17 protein-coding genes and 2 pseudogenes are annotated in these 15,365 nt (G+C 44.0%); 4 read left to right on the top strand and 15 right to left on the bottom strand.

The features are described 5' to 3' along the window. Positions 1 to 23 precede the first annotated feature (23 nt). Positions 24 to 785: an SDR family oxidoreductase gene (locus tag AABK37_RS27635; RefSeq protein WP_432554707.1), complete on the top strand. Its 762-nt coding sequence runs from the start codon at positions 24 to 26 to the stop codon at positions 783 to 785. A 44-nt stretch (positions 786 to 829) separates the two neighbouring features. On the opposite strand, the pseudogene AABK37_RS27640 reads toward AABK37_RS27635, so the two are convergent. The 11 genes and pseudogenes from AABK37_RS27640 to AABK37_RS27690 all read right to left on the bottom strand — a co-directional run bounded on the left by AABK37_RS27640 (position 830) and on the right by AABK37_RS27690 (position 10,356). Next, positions 830 to 1,311, bottom strand: a pseudogene (locus AABK37_RS27640) (GNAT family N-acetyltransferase). Between the two features lie 4 nt (positions 1,312 to 1,315). Next, positions 1,316 to 1,714 (bottom strand): VOC family protein, encoded by a 399-nt coding sequence (locus AABK37_RS27645; RefSeq protein WP_432554708.1) that lies wholly within the window; start codon positions 1,712 to 1,714, stop codon positions 1,316 to 1,318. Between the two features lie 142 nt (positions 1,715 to 1,856). Continuing rightward, a pseudogene (gene miaE, locus AABK37_RS27650) lies at positions 1,857 to 2,126 on the bottom strand (tRNA isopentenyl-2-thiomethyl-A-37 hydroxylase MiaE); the annotation flags it as partial. A gap of 110 nt (positions 2,127 to 2,236) precedes the next feature. Then, positions 2,237 to 2,650 (bottom strand): hypothetical protein, encoded by a 414-nt coding sequence (locus AABK37_RS27655; RefSeq protein WP_432554709.1) that lies wholly within the window; start codon positions 2,648 to 2,650, stop codon positions 2,237 to 2,239. 123 nt (positions 2,651 to 2,773) lie between these two features. Continuing rightward, positions 2,774 to 4,159 carry a hypothetical protein gene (locus tag AABK37_RS27660; RefSeq protein WP_432554710.1) on the bottom strand — a complete coding sequence of 462 codons (1,386 nt, stop codon included), beginning with the start codon at positions 4,157 to 4,159 and terminating at the stop codon, positions 2,774 to 2,776. Between the two features lie 11 nt (positions 4,160 to 4,170). After that, complete coding sequence (locus tag AABK37_RS27665; protein WP_432554711.1) at positions 4,171 to 4,335, bottom strand: hypothetical protein; 165 nt, start codon at positions 4,333 to 4,335, stop codon at positions 4,171 to 4,173. An 89-nt stretch (positions 4,336 to 4,424) separates the two neighbouring features. Next, positions 4,425 to 5,198 carry an FHA domain-containing protein gene (locus tag AABK37_RS27670; RefSeq protein ID WP_432554712.1) on the bottom strand — a complete coding sequence of 258 codons (774 nt, stop codon included), beginning with the start codon at positions 5,196 to 5,198 and terminating at the stop codon, positions 4,425 to 4,427. 44 nt (positions 5,199 to 5,242) lie between these two features. Beyond that, complete coding sequence (locus tag AABK37_RS27675) at positions 5,243 to 6,526, bottom strand: vWA domain-containing protein (protein ID WP_432554713.1); 1,284 nt, start codon at positions 6,524 to 6,526, stop codon at positions 5,243 to 5,245. A 146-nt stretch (positions 6,527 to 6,672) separates the two neighbouring features. Continuing rightward, the gene (locus tag AABK37_RS27680; RefSeq protein WP_432554714.1) at positions 6,673 to 7,599 is read right to left on the bottom strand and encodes a PP2C family serine/threonine-protein phosphatase; all 927 of its coding nucleotides are present in this window, start codon (positions 7,597 to 7,599) and stop codon (positions 6,673 to 6,675) included. A 4-nt stretch (positions 7,600 to 7,603) separates the two neighbouring features. After that, positions 7,604 to 8,161, bottom strand: coding sequence for a GNAT family N-acetyltransferase (locus tag AABK37_RS27685; RefSeq protein WP_432554715.1), 558 nt, complete (start codon positions 8,159 to 8,161; stop codon positions 7,604 to 7,606). Positions 8,162 to 8,178: 17 nt separating this feature from the next. Then, positions 8,179 to 10,356, bottom strand: coding sequence for a tetratricopeptide repeat protein (locus AABK37_RS27690; protein ID WP_432554716.1), 2,178 nt, complete (start codon positions 10,354 to 10,356; stop codon positions 8,179 to 8,181). A gap of 122 nt (positions 10,357 to 10,478) precedes the next feature. Between AABK37_RS27690 and AABK37_RS27695 the strand changes: the two genes are divergently transcribed. Next, entirely contained in the window at positions 10,479 to 10,697 is a 219-nt protein-coding gene (locus tag AABK37_RS27695) for a hypothetical protein (RefSeq protein ID WP_432554717.1), read from the top strand. Here the strand turns inward: AABK37_RS27695 and AABK37_RS27700 are convergent. Continuing rightward, positions 10,666 to 11,865, bottom strand: coding sequence for a hypothetical protein (locus AABK37_RS27700; protein WP_432554718.1), 1,200 nt, complete (start codon positions 11,863 to 11,865; stop codon positions 10,666 to 10,668). The two genes, AABK37_RS27695 and AABK37_RS27700, sit on opposite strands and share 32 nt — an antisense overlap. Between AABK37_RS27700 and AABK37_RS27705 the strand changes: the two genes are divergently transcribed. Then, positions 11,816 to 12,001, top strand: coding sequence for a hypothetical protein (locus AABK37_RS27705; RefSeq protein ID WP_432554719.1), 186 nt, complete (start codon positions 11,816 to 11,818; stop codon positions 11,999 to 12,001). The genes AABK37_RS27700 and AABK37_RS27705 overlap by 50 nt on opposite strands. A gap of 42 nt (positions 12,002 to 12,043) precedes the next feature. Here AABK37_RS27705 and AABK37_RS27710 read toward each other — a convergent pair whose 3' ends face one another. The 3 genes from AABK37_RS27710 to AABK37_RS27720 all read right to left on the bottom strand — a co-directional run bounded on the left by AABK37_RS27710 (position 12,044) and on the right by AABK37_RS27720 (position 14,570). Then, positions 12,044 to 12,964: a DUF1338 domain-containing protein gene (locus tag AABK37_RS27710; protein WP_432554720.1), complete on the bottom strand. Its 921-nt coding sequence runs from the start codon at positions 12,962 to 12,964 to the stop codon at positions 12,044 to 12,046. A gap of 20 nt (positions 12,965 to 12,984) precedes the next feature. Continuing rightward, entirely contained in the window at positions 12,985 to 13,176 is a 192-nt protein-coding gene (locus AABK37_RS27715) for a hypothetical protein (protein WP_432554721.1), read from the bottom strand. Positions 13,177 to 13,265: 89 nt separating this feature from the next. Then, positions 13,266 to 14,570, bottom strand: coding sequence for an acetyl ornithine aminotransferase family protein (locus AABK37_RS27720; protein ID WP_432554722.1), 1,305 nt, complete (start codon positions 14,568 to 14,570; stop codon positions 13,266 to 13,268). Between the two features lie 244 nt (positions 14,571 to 14,814). Between AABK37_RS27720 and AABK37_RS27725 the strand changes: the two genes are divergently transcribed. Further along, positions 14,815 to 15,365, top strand: a 551-nt coding sequence (locus AABK37_RS27725) for a Uma2 family endonuclease (protein WP_432554723.1), incomplete at its 3' end; no start/stop codon positions are given.

Raw genomic sequence — 15,365 nt, forward strand, 5'->3', positions numbered from 1 at the left:
AAATACTTTAAGGAGAACAGGAAATGCAAATTAGCGGTGTAGTTGCATTAGTCACAGGCGCAAATGGTGGGATCGGTTCTCACTTTGTAGAGCAATTACTGAATTTGGATGTAGCAAAAATATATGTTTGCGCTCGCAGTCTTGGCAAACTTAACTCTCTTGTTTCACTCGATCCTGCTCGCGTTTTCCCAATTGAATTGGATGTGACGAATCCTCAATCAGTTGCAGCAGCAGCAACTCAGTGTCAAGATGTGACTCTTGTAATCAATAATGCGGGAACCTCCCTCAATCAGGGACTGATTGCTGCATCAGATATCGATAGTGCGCGAGCAGAAATGGAGGTCAACTACTTTGGGATGTTGTCTATGTGTCGTGCTTTTGCACCTATTCTCAAAGAACATGGTGGGGGTGCGATCGTCAATCTTTTGTCACTGCTGGGAAAAGTAAATTTGCCGTTCAGTGGTTCTTACAGCGCTTCTAAAGCAGCTGCTATATCGATGACTCAAGGGGTACGGGCAGAACTTGCAGCACAAGGTATCCTGGTAATTGGCGTGATGCCTGGAACTGTGGATACTGAGTTAGCGAAGGAATGGCCCAATCCCAAGGTAGCACCTGCGGAAGTCGCTAGGGCTGCTCTACAAGCAGTTATTGACGATGTCGAGGATGTTTATCCTGGGGAACAGGCTACCCAGGTTTCTGCACAATTACTAAGCGATCCAAAAGGTGCTGAGAAATATATGGCAGGTTTTTTACCTGGCATGGTGTTAGCAGGTACTGATGCTTAGTACGCGACATCGCTCTTTGCGAATGTACGCTATTGAGTTAAGAGTTATAACTCTTTAACATAAACGCGATCGCATCTGGTTGTTTCTACACCTGTTGCTGGTTGATAGCCATTGCTTTCATACAGTTTGACAGCTTCGGCTAATACGCTCTTTGGTTTCAATCCAAATTTGCTGGAAACCACTCCTAGGCGATCGCTTCTTCTAGCTGTTGTAACAAAAATTTCCCCAGTCCTAAACCCCTAGCGCTGGGTAAGAGATGCATTTTCCTGATTCTACGGCTTTTTCACCGCGATGTATGGGGTAGTATGCGGCAGTACCTACTATCTGATTTTGGTGTTCAATTACCCAAAATTCGCCACCTGTTGCTAAGTAGCATTCTTCGACTTGCAACACCAGAGCGATCTGCACCGTTTGGTTCCCAACCCAGACCGTATTCTGATAATACAGAACGAATGACTTCAGATGCAGAAGTGCGTTCGCTTTTTTCCCAGTTACGAATCAGAAAATGTTTATAAGTGGCTCTCATGAAATTAGGAACTTAAATTACTATTAATTTCAATCAGATTTCCATCAGGATCGCGAAAGTGCGCTGTTCTAGTTCCCCAGTCTGGGCGATCGCATGGCTCAGTCACAAATCTTACATCTTTTTTTGTAAGTTTTTGATATGTTTCATCCACATTATCTACTGCAAAAATCAACGCACTTCTATCTTGGCATTCCACAGAAGACGGTTGATTCGCGTTTCCAACTGCTTCAGCCATTAAGTGTTGTTTAAATAAAGCAAGCTTGGTATTTCCGGTTTGAAACTCAGCATACGCACCATTTTCATCGCCCCAAGCGATATCAAATCCCATGATATCTCGATAAAAAATAAAACAAGCCTCAAAATTAGAGACTAGCAGTCTTACATATGTAAACTGGAGGGTCATATTTAGGACTTCTGCATGGTATGTATGTACTATACATGATTTGGACATATTAGCCACCGTTTGTCCAAATCTTGCTTAAATACAATATAAAAGTTTATAGTAGGCGTTTTAACGCCTGTTTTAAGTACACACGAGTGCTTAGAAGGGGGATATTGCGGCGTTCAAGCCATTGATTGACTAGCTCAAAATGTTCTAATTCTTCACGAGCGATCGCAGTTAATTCCCGTACCATTTTGGTATTGGAAGGATAGCGAAACATCATATTTAAAGCGACACCCGCTGCTTTGCGTTCGCAGTGGGAGTGGTCAAGAAGAATAATATCTAAATTAGCGATCGCTTGTTCCACCCAAGCAGAACTAGTGGGTTGTTTTAGGGCGTTAATAGTTGGTAACACAGCAAGATTGCACGGTATGAAAAAATTCCAGATTATTTCAATTCAACTGAGTAGCCCAGCAAATTGATTATAATCTGGGACTGGGTATAACCAATATACAGTCATTTCTCAATTGACTTTTGAGAAAGTTAATAAAAACCGCATTGACTTGTGGTGTATGGTTTAATTAGGTTCGGAACAATGTTTTTTTGACCGGCAAATTCCTTTCCGTTATAGCCATCATCAAAACCGCGAGCGAATTCACCGCCAGCAGTGCGCGGCTTGTATTTATCACCTTTTTTAGCGCTTGTCTGTCCTTGACGGTAGCCGTCGGAGTAAGCATGAGGATGATAAGCGGGGTCTTCGTCAACCCGCCATTGAGTAAAAGGATAGCAGGATGTTAGTGGCCCCGGGTAAAAATAGCGATCGTAATACGGATATCGATGGTAATAGGGATATCGATGGGATTGGTAACGCCCTCTAGCTTCAGCTGGCTGTTGCCCGTGTAAAAATACACTGGTAGCTGCCAAAGCTATTAAACTAGCGGAAATAATTTTGTTCATAGTTACAGTCTCCAGAGTTCAATCACTCCTGGTACTTTTAAGATATCGTTCAGAAGTTTTGAGCGACATCACCAGATAGAGTGAATAATCTGAAATCAGAACAGATGAACTATACATTTGGGATTAGGTAGAGTACTCTTTCAGGCGCGGTAGCAGTCCAAATAAAGTCAGGATAGCGATCGCACTCAGCGCCACTGGGGTGGTAAACTCAAAGCCGTCCACTTCTTTAAAGCCTTGCTTAATTGCTTTGTCGAAGGCTGCTTGGTTAATATCAAAGGTTTTTTGATTAGCTTTCAATCTAAACTCATCAAATGCCCAATTAGATTCACCTGGTTGACTACCTAAACAAAGTGCGATCGCTTCAGTATGTTTACCACTGCGTTCGAGTTGGCGGATTTGTTTATCAATAGCAACATAAGCGCCTAAAGTTGACAGGTTTTTCACTGTCGCTTCTCGTTCGCCTGCGAAGGTAATATTTTTTAGTTGGTCAGCCAATAAGCCTGTGAAATTATTATTCGGTTTGTATCTTGGTGCTGATGCGGCAGCAGCGACTGTTTCAAAAGTCTCACCATCAGGCGGTTTGGCAATTTGGGCTATATTGTTAAAAAAAGCCTGTTCATAATTCAAAGCAAAAGCCGAATCTAACAAATAGCGACTTTGAGCGGCATTGGCGATGTAGCCTAAAGCGCGGGCTTGCCGCAATGTATGAATAGAAGTGAAGGCATCTTCTTTAGCAATTCGGAGATTTTGGGAAGCAGAAAGAAACGCACCTGTTGTGTAATTTAAAAAAGCAATAGCGATCGCACTCGCCGCCAACAGCATAGGATTGAAGGTACGGCGCGTCCGCTGACTGAGAAATATTTGTAACCCTACTAATACGCTGATTAGTGCGACACCAGAAATTACGATGAAAAATAGCGATTTGCCAAAGTCAAATTTTTCCTGATTGTATGTAACATTTAAAGCGTCTACATTTATCTTATCCAGTGCGTCGGTTGCTGGTAATAATTTCTCATCCATAATTTCCGCAGCACTTCGATAAGCAACCAGCATATTATTAGTATCACCGCGTTCGTGAAAATCACGCGCCTGTTGAATCTTGGCAATGTAATTACCTAGTTCAAGTTGCAAAGTTTCGATAGATTTTCGCTCCTTATTTCCGTAGGTAATATTCTCCGCAGCAGCAACCAGCCTTTGAGTTAGTTTCTCATATCGCTCCTCGTAACCTTTGACAGCATCTTGATTCTCTCCAGATGGTAATAGCAGTTCTTTAGCAATGTAGGCATCCATACCCGCTGCTGCATCTTTAAGACGCTGGGCAGTAGTGATACTTGGTGTTGCATCTTTACCGATTGTGTTAATAGCGTGCCGCTGTCCTTGAATGCCGTTCATGGTAGAAACTAATACTAGTAAACTTGTAGCCCAAGTTAAGTACAAGCCACCTTGAAGCAGTTGTGGAGTATTGAGTTTCTTAATTGCTTTATTTGAAGCTGAGATTATCTTACTCATATTTTTTATGTTTATAAGGATTGGTGGATAACTTTGATAGCAGTTTGAGTCCCGTAGGGGAGCCAGTGCGTTGCGGTGAGTCCAGTCCCCGTCTTGGCGGTTCCCGTCACGATGGGGAACTGGCGAACCCGAAGGGAGGTTCCCTCCGTTGTAGCAACTGGCGGTGCGTTATGCATAACGCACCCTACAAAAGAAAAGAGTCTCGTAGTTATGAATAACGCACCCGACAAAATAAAAGTTTTGCATTTTATTTAATCCACGAAACTTATAAAGATTGGTGGATAACTTTGACAGCAATTCGAGTCCAGTGTCCTAAAGTGAATTCGTCTCCATCTTGTAATAGGGCATCTACCATTGGCTTCAATTCCACCCCGTTAAGCTTAGTCCCGTTAGAAGAATTAATATCGCGCAGAGTTAAAGAACCGTCTGACTGAAGGTTTAATAAAGCGTGGCGATGGGAAACAGCATTGTCAAAATCCAAAGCAATTTCTGGTTCAATTGCTCTAGCTTGGCTATTACGCCCTATGAGGTTATTTGCCTTGCTTAGGCGAAATGCGATCGCCTGTTGATTTGTTGGCGCTTCTGGGCTTTCTGGATGCCGTAGGGATGGATCGATTGTGACAACAAGTTCCCAGGTGGGGGGAGAGGGGGGGATGGGGGGATGGGGAGAGGGGGGGAAAGAAGAATTACTCTCCTTGTCTCCCTGTCCCCTTGTCTCCCTGTCTTCAAGGAGTCCCCCCTTTCCCCTCATCTTCTCAACAATGGGCACTTCCCCATGAACGCCGGTGACGAAGTTGTAACCGCAAATTTCGCAAAAATCGCCGCTGTTAAGTTCGCGGGGTGCGCTGCAAGCTGGGCAAGTTTCAAGAGTTATGTTTTGTGGTACTTGTGGTAATGTTGGGGCGTAGACGCGCAGCGGCTTGTCGTCAGACATCGCTTCACCTACACCGAGAATTTTCACACCACACTCTGAACAATAATCGGATTCGCTTGATTCGTGACCTTTGAGACACTTATAGGTAGAGATGTTATTTGTCATTTGTCATTTGTCCTTTATTTGAAAATTTGACTATTGACTATTGACTAACTTTGTGATTTTTGAATGCGGGTAGTTTTGGTAGAACGAGTTTCCAACGCCATTTCATCTTCTTTGGCAACAGCTTTTTTTAATCGCACTGTTCCTGTGGGTGCGTCTTCTATATCAACTACAGTTTTTAAGAGTTTGGCTGTTGCTTCGTTACCAGATTCATGGGCAAGTTTCACTGCTTTGCCTAACTTGGCGGTGGCGACTTCAATATTACCTTTGGCACGCGCTTCTAATCCTTCCTGAATCGATTGGGCAAGTTCTGCTTGTCCGGTGTAGTGGGCAACTCGTCTGTCAATTTTGGTCGATTTGGCATCGTCGTCAGTCCAAGTTGCGAGAATGCGTGCCTCAACAATTTTCGTTTCTACACCGTTGTTTGTGTAAACTAAACTTGCGCGACCGGCTAACATTTCATCACCAACGTTGCCGGGATTAACTTCGATGCAGAAGTGGTAATCACGAGATTCTTGTTTTCCCCAAGCGCCGGTGGGATAATCTACAACTTGGGTCTTGACAATTTTGGCGCGATGTGTAAGGTCTACAATATCGGGACTCACTTGTTTGCAGAAAAGTATTTTTGCACCTTGGGGAGTCCACAAGCGCATTGCGACATCGCTGACATCTTTGCTCATGGCTTTCTCTAAAATCGCTCGAAAGTCAGCTTCAATCATCTCGGCGTTGGGGATGATGTCAGTTGTACCCAGCAATTTGTTAGCAATTTTCTGGAGTTGGGCAACTCGCCAATCAGTACCGACACCTCGGCAATCACATTGAAAGACTTCTTCACAAGCTTGGAGAATTTTATTGAGTTTAAATTCGTCTGAATCGTCGTTTTGTCCGTCTGTGAGTAGTAATGCTTGACGAACGGCGTTTGGCATTTTGTTGAATTGTTCTAAGGCTTCATTCAACCAGGTTGACATGAGTGTGCCACCGCTAGCATAAATCTCTTTGATGGCGGCGATCGCCTGCTCTTTTTTCTCAAATGTAGCTTTTGACACTGGACAAATCACGCTAGCTTTACTAGCACCTGTGACGATGAAGAAGTAGGCATCGTCTGGCAGGAGATTTACGACTTTGACCATCGCATCTCTTGCCGCGTGAATCTTTTTACCTCCCATTGAGCCGGATGTGTCGCAAATAATACCGAATAGTCTGCTGTTGTTGGAGGTTGCAGCTATGCCATCACCGGCTTGGACGGTGACGGTCATGATGGCGTGAACTTCTCTGGCGCCTTGGGGTAAAAATTGGTTTTGGAAGACTTCGGCTTTGAATTGGTTAAGCATGGTGTTTGTTTGTAAAAAAAGGACTTACGCAAAAACCAAGATCGCTCCTCTTATTCCTTTGTGTCCTTCGCGTCTTCGCGGTTCGTTAAATCCTTTTTTTAACGAACCGCGAAGACACGAAGAACACGAAGGAGAAGACGTTTGGTTTATAGGGAGAGGAGGGCGACGGTGATGTTGTCGTGTCCGCCGCTGTGACGGGCGAATTCGACTAGCGATCGCGAGATGGTGATGGCATTTGTATGTGATGTCTGCTGTATGAGGTTGGCGAGTTGCTGTGGTTGGGGGGTGTAGTTCCAGAGTCCGTCACTACATAGCAGGAGGTATCCGGAACTGGGAATGGTGAAGTTGATGATGGAGGGGATGGCGTCGTCAATGGCATCTGCGCCTAACCAGCGGGTAATGGCGTTGGCTTGGGGAGATTGTTTGGCTTGGGCTTGTGTCATTTCGCCCGCTGCGACTACTTCACTCAGCCAGGAATGGTCTTTGGTTAACTGTTGGGAATTGTTGTCTGAAATCCAATAAGCGCGGCTATCACCGAGCCAACCGATGGTAGCGATGTTTTCTTGGACAATGGCGGCAACAATGGTGGTTGAGGCCGGTTCTGAGTTTATACTTTTAGTATAAGGAATATTACATAGGGAGGAGAGGGCGGCAGCTACGGCTGATTTGATGGCTGATTCGGGATTTTCTTGTTGTTTGATGGCGGCGATTAATGCTGTAGAAGCACTTTCGCTGGCAGTTTGTGCGGCTAAATGAGGATTGCTAGAACTGGAAACTCCATCACAAACGATAAGGATATGAGTGTTAGAATTGACGGTTTGCAGGGTAAGGTAATCTTCGTTGCGGTGGTGTCTGAGTCCGCGATCGCTTACTCCTGCTAGACGCGAATCAATAATTATCTCAAGTCGTTGAACTTCTTTGCGAAATCCACAAACTGAGCAGAATCCTTCTTCATCAATTGCTTCTGGTTGGGCACCACATTTTTCACATCCCACTGCTGTTAAGGATGTACCGCATTCTTCACAAAATTTATCGTTTACCAATACTGCCGTTCCACAGTTTGGACATTCCATAAGTTTAATTTGCTGTTTTTAAGTTCATTTGGTGATTGCGAGAAAGCTGATAACGAATTATTCCCTCTTCGGAACCTTGTCCAATATATGTAAAATGGCTTTTTTCTAAAACCCTTTGTGAAGCTTTGAGTTCTGGCAAAGTTTCTGCTATAATTTGCCGAACTTCAGGATGAGCAAATGCCCAAGATACAAGTGCTTTGATGGCTTCTGTACCGTATCCTAAGTTTTGAAACTCTGGTAAAATTGAATAGCCAATTTCGACGATGCCATCAGATGTTGGCTTACCTTTGAAACCGCCATAACCAATAACAATAGATGCTGTAACTACATCTTTTAGTACAAAGTACCAAGACCACCATCCTGACTGCTCAGGAGCTTCTTGCAATTTGTTTATAATAAATAAAATCGTTTCATCGTCGTTAAATTCAGGTGGCCAGGTATTCGGTACAGATGCATTCAGTAGCTCAGAAAATTTGGATTTATCACTAAGTTCTGCTTGGGCAATTTCCAAGGTGCAAGCAATTAGTTGCAAGTTTTTGGTTGTGACTATAAGTTGGTTCATTTTCTCAAATTTATTAATTAAAAAATAGTCCTTGGTCGCACGCGATTTGCTTCATCGACTAAGCGAATCTTTTCTTCTTTGGTTACGAGGTGTGCCATGTCTCGCAAGGCTTTTTCCAATCCTTTTCTTAAATGCTTTTCTTGAAATGGCTGTCCTAAAATTTTCATGTCGTCAGCAGCTTTGACTGTCTTCGAGGTAAGCAGATTTAATGCTGTTTCTAACAGTTGTTTGCTTAATTTATGGCGATCCATTCCTTCTAATGTGAGGGCTTCAATCGCGGTGGAAGCAGCTTGTAATTCTTTGGTTCCGGGGGTAGAACGATCGCTATTAATTAAGGTACGGGCAATTTCCACACGCGATCGCGTAAATAAATTTGAACTTTGCGGTACTCTTTCTAAAGCTGCTACCGCACCGCTGCGATCGCCAACAGCACAAAGACATCGACCTAACCCAAATGCCGCTGATACATAACCCGGATCGGTACGAGATACTAAGTCATACATCTTAATTGCTAGTTGATAATTTTCCGCTTGTTCTGCCGCAAGCGCTAACGCCAATTTCGGCGCAAGTTCCCCCGGTAGGTCAAAATAAACTTGGTCGAATGCTGCTTGTGCTTCTTTAGATTTGCCTTGCCGCATTAGCGATCGCCCGCGATACCAAAAAATTCGCCAGTCCCAAGCATCTTGTGCCTCAACTTGTGCTATAATATGCTCTGCCTCGTCGTACTCAAAAGTGTCAATTAGGCTATTTGCCAATCGCAGTAATGCTTCGGCAGAATTGGGACATAGCTTAACTGCCATTTTTAAACTGGCTGTTCGTTTCACCGGATCGGCGATCGCACTCGCGTTTACCACTGTATTAAAGCCAGAATCTTCGGAGTCTAACATTGGCACGGGCAATTGCTGATAATCGACTTTTATCGGCTCAAAGTCATTACCATTACCCAGCGCTAGCATATCTCCACTAAAGACGTTACTCGCAGATGGACGCGGAATATTAGTGCTAATTGCTACTACTTCTCGCAGCACACCCAGCAGTTGATCTGCCATTTCATCTGCCGATTGAAAGCGATCGTCGGGATTTTCGGCGGTGGCTTTTATTAAAAAGCGATAAAGTGATTCTTGTTCGGCAAATATTGGTTCTTCTTCTGGACTGGGTAATTTGTATAAGTGTTCTTTGCTAAAACCTTTAATATTAGTTAGTAGCACTGCCAAGGTTCTACCAACTGTAAATAAATCTGATACAGCGGTCGGTCCTTCGCCAGCTTCAGGGGCGCTGTAGCCGACTGTGCCATAAATATCACCATCAACATCATTAATTCTGCGGACACCGCCCAAGTCAATTAACTTGACATCACCACTTTCAAGCATGATGTTATCTGGCTTGAAGTCGCAGTAAACTAAACCTAAGGAATGTAAATAAGCAAATGCACTGAGGATGCGGTGAATGTAGGCGATCGCTTCTGCAACTGGTAGCAGTCCGCGACTTTTGCGAATTTCTCTCAAAGTTTTGCCGCCGACATATTCCATAATAATGAAACCTTCGTTACCGTGGTTAACGAAGTTGTAAATCCCCACGATATTCGGGTGTTTCACTGCTGCTAAAAATTGTCTTTCAGCAACCGCAACGGCTGCACTTGATGCATCTTCGGTGTTGAGCAATCCTTTGAGGACTACGTAACGAGATAGAATTTTATCGAAGCCTAAGTAAATCCAACCTAAACCACCATAAGCGATCGCTCCTTTAACTTCATATTGTCCAATAACTAAATCACCTGGGGAAAGCGAGGGAATAAAAGAATACTTCTGTCCGCACTTGCTGCAAAATCCCTTTTCCCGTCGCAGCGGGTTATTACAATTCGCGCAAAAGCGTTTATTTTCCGGCACTATCGGGTTAGGGATAATGGCTTTTTCTGGCTCGGTGGAAGGCAGTTCGGGTACGGATATCAACCCCGCGCCCAAGTGCTTGCGGGTACTTCTAGCTGAGGTTGTACTAGTACGCCGCGAACCTTTAGAACGATTGGTTAGTGGGGAAGAACCCGTCCCCGTAGTGACAGATGAAGTTCTTGCTGTAATAGTTGCGCTTTGTCTTTGGCTACTCGGCTGAAATTTCGCCGCCGCCAATCCGCAGACGTTACAGTAACCATCTTCGATGATACCAGTACAGCCATTTTTTGTGCAGCGGTCGCCGTCCATAAGACTCTCCTATATTGGGCATGGGGCATTGGGCAATGGGCAATGGGCAATGGGCAATGGGCAATGGGCATTGGGCAATGGGCAAAGCGAACATCGGGAATTAAACAAGCGGCTTTACGCGGGTGCGGGTTCTAATACAATTGTTTCCATGCCCCATGCCCCATGACGGCAGATGCTTTAAGCCGGGAGACCCGTCCAACGCACTGCCTCCCCCATGCCCCATGACGGCAGATGCTTTAAGCCGGGAGACCCGTCCAACGCACTGCCTCCCCCATGCCCCATGCCCCACTCCCCACTCCCCACTCCCCATTACCGATTCAAACGTTTTTCATATTGAGTAATTAATTCAGCGGCTTTATTTAAAGGAGTTGGACGACTGTAGAGAAGTTGCTTCGCTTGTAAAGCCAGTTCAGTTAATATAGGATCTTCGATTAATTGCCGTGCCAGCGCTTTTGCCTGAAGTGCGTCCAACCTTCCGCGTAACTCTCGACGAGTTTGTAGGGGAGCGTTATTAACTGCATATGCTTGTTGTTCTGATGCTATATATTCTTTAGCTTTGATAGTCCAATTGTCTAAACCAACGATAATTGGATTGACTAAACCTTCAGCTAACTTAGTTTCTAACTTCATAAGCCATTGTCTAAGCGCTTCAATTTGTTCCTCCGGTAAAGGAGGAAGCAATATAGAACGATCCAAGACTTTATCCTGACATTCCGCAAAAGTTGCGATCGCTTTGGTGTGAATTTCTTTTAACTGCTGTAACAAATTGTGAGCGATCGCCAATTTTTCGCGAATTTGATTTTGTTGTTTGATATGATGTTCTAAATTCGCTTTTACGTCTGCTAACATCGGCTGGACTTGCTGTTGAAACACCGCACTCGTTCCTAGAGGGTCTTGTTCTATACTTCGGCGTAAATAAGCGATCGCACTCGCAGCTTGAATTAATTCAGTTTGACAATCTTGATTCACCGATATAGCTAAATTTTGCAAGGAAAGAATTTGCGCTTCTGCATCTGCCAGCATCACATCTAAATGTGTCCAAGCGTCGTCAACGGCTAAAACTGCATCCCTAGCTACAGAAAAAGCATTTTGCATCATTTGAAGTAGCTGTGCGGGAGTGATTTTAGTTGTCGTTTCTGCACCAGTCAAAAGTTCTCTTTGTGCTAGCGGTGTTTGTACCCCAGGTAACTCAATTGAAGCACCTGTTAAAAGTTGTGCAATTTCGCTACTTTTTTGTGTTGACAAAAAACGCGGTAACTGTTGTCGCAGCTTGATTGCTTTATCAACGGTTTGCACCAACAAGTCGAAGTGTTGAAATAAATCGTTCATCGCTTCTAGTGCTGGTGTCACCCGTGTTTGAGTGATTCCCGTCAACTGTACTGGAGGGAAACCAAAACCACCGCAAAGTCGCTGATAAGTTGGTAATTCTTGAAGTTCGAGGAGATTTTGACTTGCAATATTGACTTTATTCTTCCAATCTGCTAAGAGTTGGTCAATTTCAACAGTCACCGCGATCGCTCCTGTAAAAAAGAGGGGACAAGGGGACAAGGGGACAAGGGGACAAGGGGACAAGGGGGATAAATGCGAGCGTGCCGATTACCAATTACCAATTACCAATGCCCAATGCCCAACTCCTAACTTATAGTACAGACGTTCCGGCGGAACGTCTCTACCTGACTCTTAACTTTTACTTATCCCCAGTCCCTAATCTAGTCATTTCAAACAATTGTTGGGCATTCTTTCCCAAAAAAGCGTCAAAAAGCTCTTGCTTACCCGGTTCCACTTCTATCATGTAACGCTGGGCAATTTCATAATAAGCGTAAGTCCAGGGAATTTGGATTTCGGCGTTGGTTATATCATCTAATATAGGTATTACTTCGATAATTGCTTCTGTAGCGGTTTGCCGCAGACCAATGGCAATATCCCCTTCAATTTTAGTTTTCATTGGTACGCCCAATTTAGCCAAACCACGAGCGGTAGTATCTATATCTGGGTATTCTGGCGTATTTTGGCGGTTAACATATCCTGTAAAATGGTTAACAGCGTAACCGTGTAATAATACCCAAGCACCATATTGTGTAACAGCGTTAACTTTTTCCACAATCGAATGTTTGGGAGGTTGCCAAGGACGGGTAAAGATTTTTTGCAATTGTTTGACAAGGCGTTGTGCATTCGAGTCAAATGCATTAAGAATTGCTGAGTAATTAAGTAAATTGTCACCCGCTACTGTTTGCTGGATAAGTTGAGCGATCGCTTCTGGCAATTCATCCACAATCAACTCGCTAATAAACAACTTGGGTAAGTCTAATTCTTCTTGCTGTGGATGGCGATAGTGACGCGCATAAAGATGAGTTTCACTAAAAGTGTACTCCCCCACAGCCTCGTAACCTAAAGCTTCCGCTAATTGCCCCAAGTAGTCAATTCCCAAGTTAATCTTACCGTGCGGACTATCCACAGTTGTACGCAAAGACCGAAAAGCAATATGGTCATTAGCAATACTACCACCAGCGGCAGTTATCATTTGCTCGTATGTGCGGGCATAACTTACTCTAGCGCTGTATTCTTGCCAAAGCAATTCCCAAAGGTTGCGGGTAGTTTCAGGTGTCATAAGTCAATGTTGGAATAATTTTACGCTAAGAGGCTAAGTACAGTTTTACGTAAAAGCGTAGCGTTTTTAAATGCATCGGGATGCATTAAGATTGCATCGGGATGCATTGGCATTGCATCGGGATGCATTAAGATTGCATCGGGATGCATTGGCATTGCATCGGGATGCATTGGCATTGCATCGGGATGCATTAAGATTGCATCGGGATGCATTAAGATTGCACTCTTATTGCTTTTCTTTAATTTGCGCTCGTATTAATGAAATGCTGTACGAAGAAAGTGTTTACATTTGGGTGCGAGACTTAAAGCATTTCAACTAACACATCAGCAATAATATCTAAAGCTATTTTAATTTGTTCGCTGTCGATAACTAAAGGCGGACAAAATCTAATTGCAGCTTTACCGCAACCAAGTAATAATAAACCACGTAAGAAAGCTTCTTGAAGAATGCGATCGCGCAATTCTCTATCCAAACTTTGCTCTTCATCTAATAAATCCACCGCTACCATTAAGCCTTTACCTCGTGGTAAAGACATTCTCGGAAATCTCTCATGCAACCGAGTAAGACCAGCTTGCAATAATTCTCCCATATTAACGGCGTTTTCCATCAAACCGTTCTCCAGCAGTTGCAAAGTGACAATTCCTGCCGCACAAGCAACCGGATTGCCCCCAAATGTGGTAGCGTGAGAACCAGGTTGCCAAGTCATAATTTCTGGACGTGAGAGAATTGCACCCAAAGGTAAACCGCTAGCGATACCTTTTGCTGTAGTTATGATATCCGGCATCACGCCCCAATGTTCAATGGCAAACATCCGACCGGTGCGTCCCATCCCCGATTGCACTTCATCGACTATCATCAGAATGCCGTAGCGATCGCATATATCGCGAATTCTCTGCAAAAATCCATCTTCAGGTACAATGTAACCGCCTTCACCTTGAATTGCTTCAACTACTATTGACGCCACCTCATTTGGTGGTAATATAGTTAAAAATAATTCTTTCTCTAAATAATCCACACTGGCGTGAGTACCGTAAGGAATGTGTGTTACTCCCGCTAGCATTGCACCAAAGTTTGCTCTTTGCACAGTTTTAGAAGCAGTTAAAGACATCGCTCCATAAGTTCGTCCGTGAAATGCTCCCAAAAATGCCACGATTGAAGAACGTTTGGTGTAATATCGAGCGAGTTTGATTGCTCCTTCGTTTGATTCCGCCCCAGAGTTGCTAAAAAACACTCTTGCACCGTTTGGGAAAGGAGCGTGGCAAGCTAACTTCTCTGCTAATTCTACCATCGGCTCATAGTAGAAATCAGTTCCCGACATGTGTATTAAGTTAGCAGCTTGTGCTTGAATTGCGGCGACAACTTGCGGGTGTGCGTGTCCGGTAGCGGTGACAGCAATTCCCGCAGTCATATCTAGAAAGATATTACCATCAACATCTTCGAGCATACAACCTTCACCCCTCGCCACGACTAAGGGATAGTCGCGAGTGTAAGAAGGAGAAGTGACAGCGCGATCGCGTTTGACAATCGCTTCAGCACAAGGTCCTGGTAAAGATGTTATCAAACGAGGTGCGCGAGGTAAACCCAGATTAACGGGGATACTTAACATTATTTATCTAGATTTTTGAGAAGATTACTTACGATTAAACGCTGAGGCGAAATTTTTTATTGTAGCGATTTATTCCATTTTCAAAGACACCAGTTTAACTCATCGGCAGTTGGACACAAAAGTTAGGGCGATCGCCTACGGCGGGCGCTTTGCGCCATCGCGCTTAAGTATAATAAACTTAACAGAATACTTCCTACTCCTCACGAAACTTATAATTAGGCTACGTCCCGTTAAGAAACAACCTATGACCTACACCCCATCCAAACTACTTAGCTTTGAGGAGTTTATTGCCCAATATGGGGATAACACACGCTATGAACTCATTGACGGAGAGCTTAGAGAAATGGAACCTACCGGTCCACATGAAGCGGTTGCGGGGAGTATTGCTGGTAGAATTTATGTGGAAATTTTTCGTGCTAATTTCAATTGGTTAATTCCAAAAACTTGTTTGATAAAACCCCTATACGCTGAAGCCACAGCACTGCGTCCTGACGTAATTGTTTTAGATAAAGCAGAACTTGGTACTGAACCCCTTTGGCAAAAAGAACCAGTGATTTGTAAAGGTAATACCATTAAGCTTGTTGCTGAAGTGGTCAGCACTAATTGGCAAGATGATTATGCCAGAAAAGTGGAAGAATACGCTTTTTTGAATATCCCAGAATATTGGATTGTGGACTTTCGCGGTTTGGGGGGTTTGCAATTTATCGGCAATCCCAAGCAACCTACTTTCACCATTTGCCAGTTAGTTAATGGGGTGTACCAGCAGCAACAATATCGCTTGGGAGAGCCGATTTC

Source organism: Tolypothrix sp. VBCCA 56010 (assembly GCF_050875635.1).
Classification (GTDB): domain Bacteria; phylum Cyanobacteriota; class Cyanobacteriia; order Cyanobacteriales; family Nostocaceae; genus Hassallia.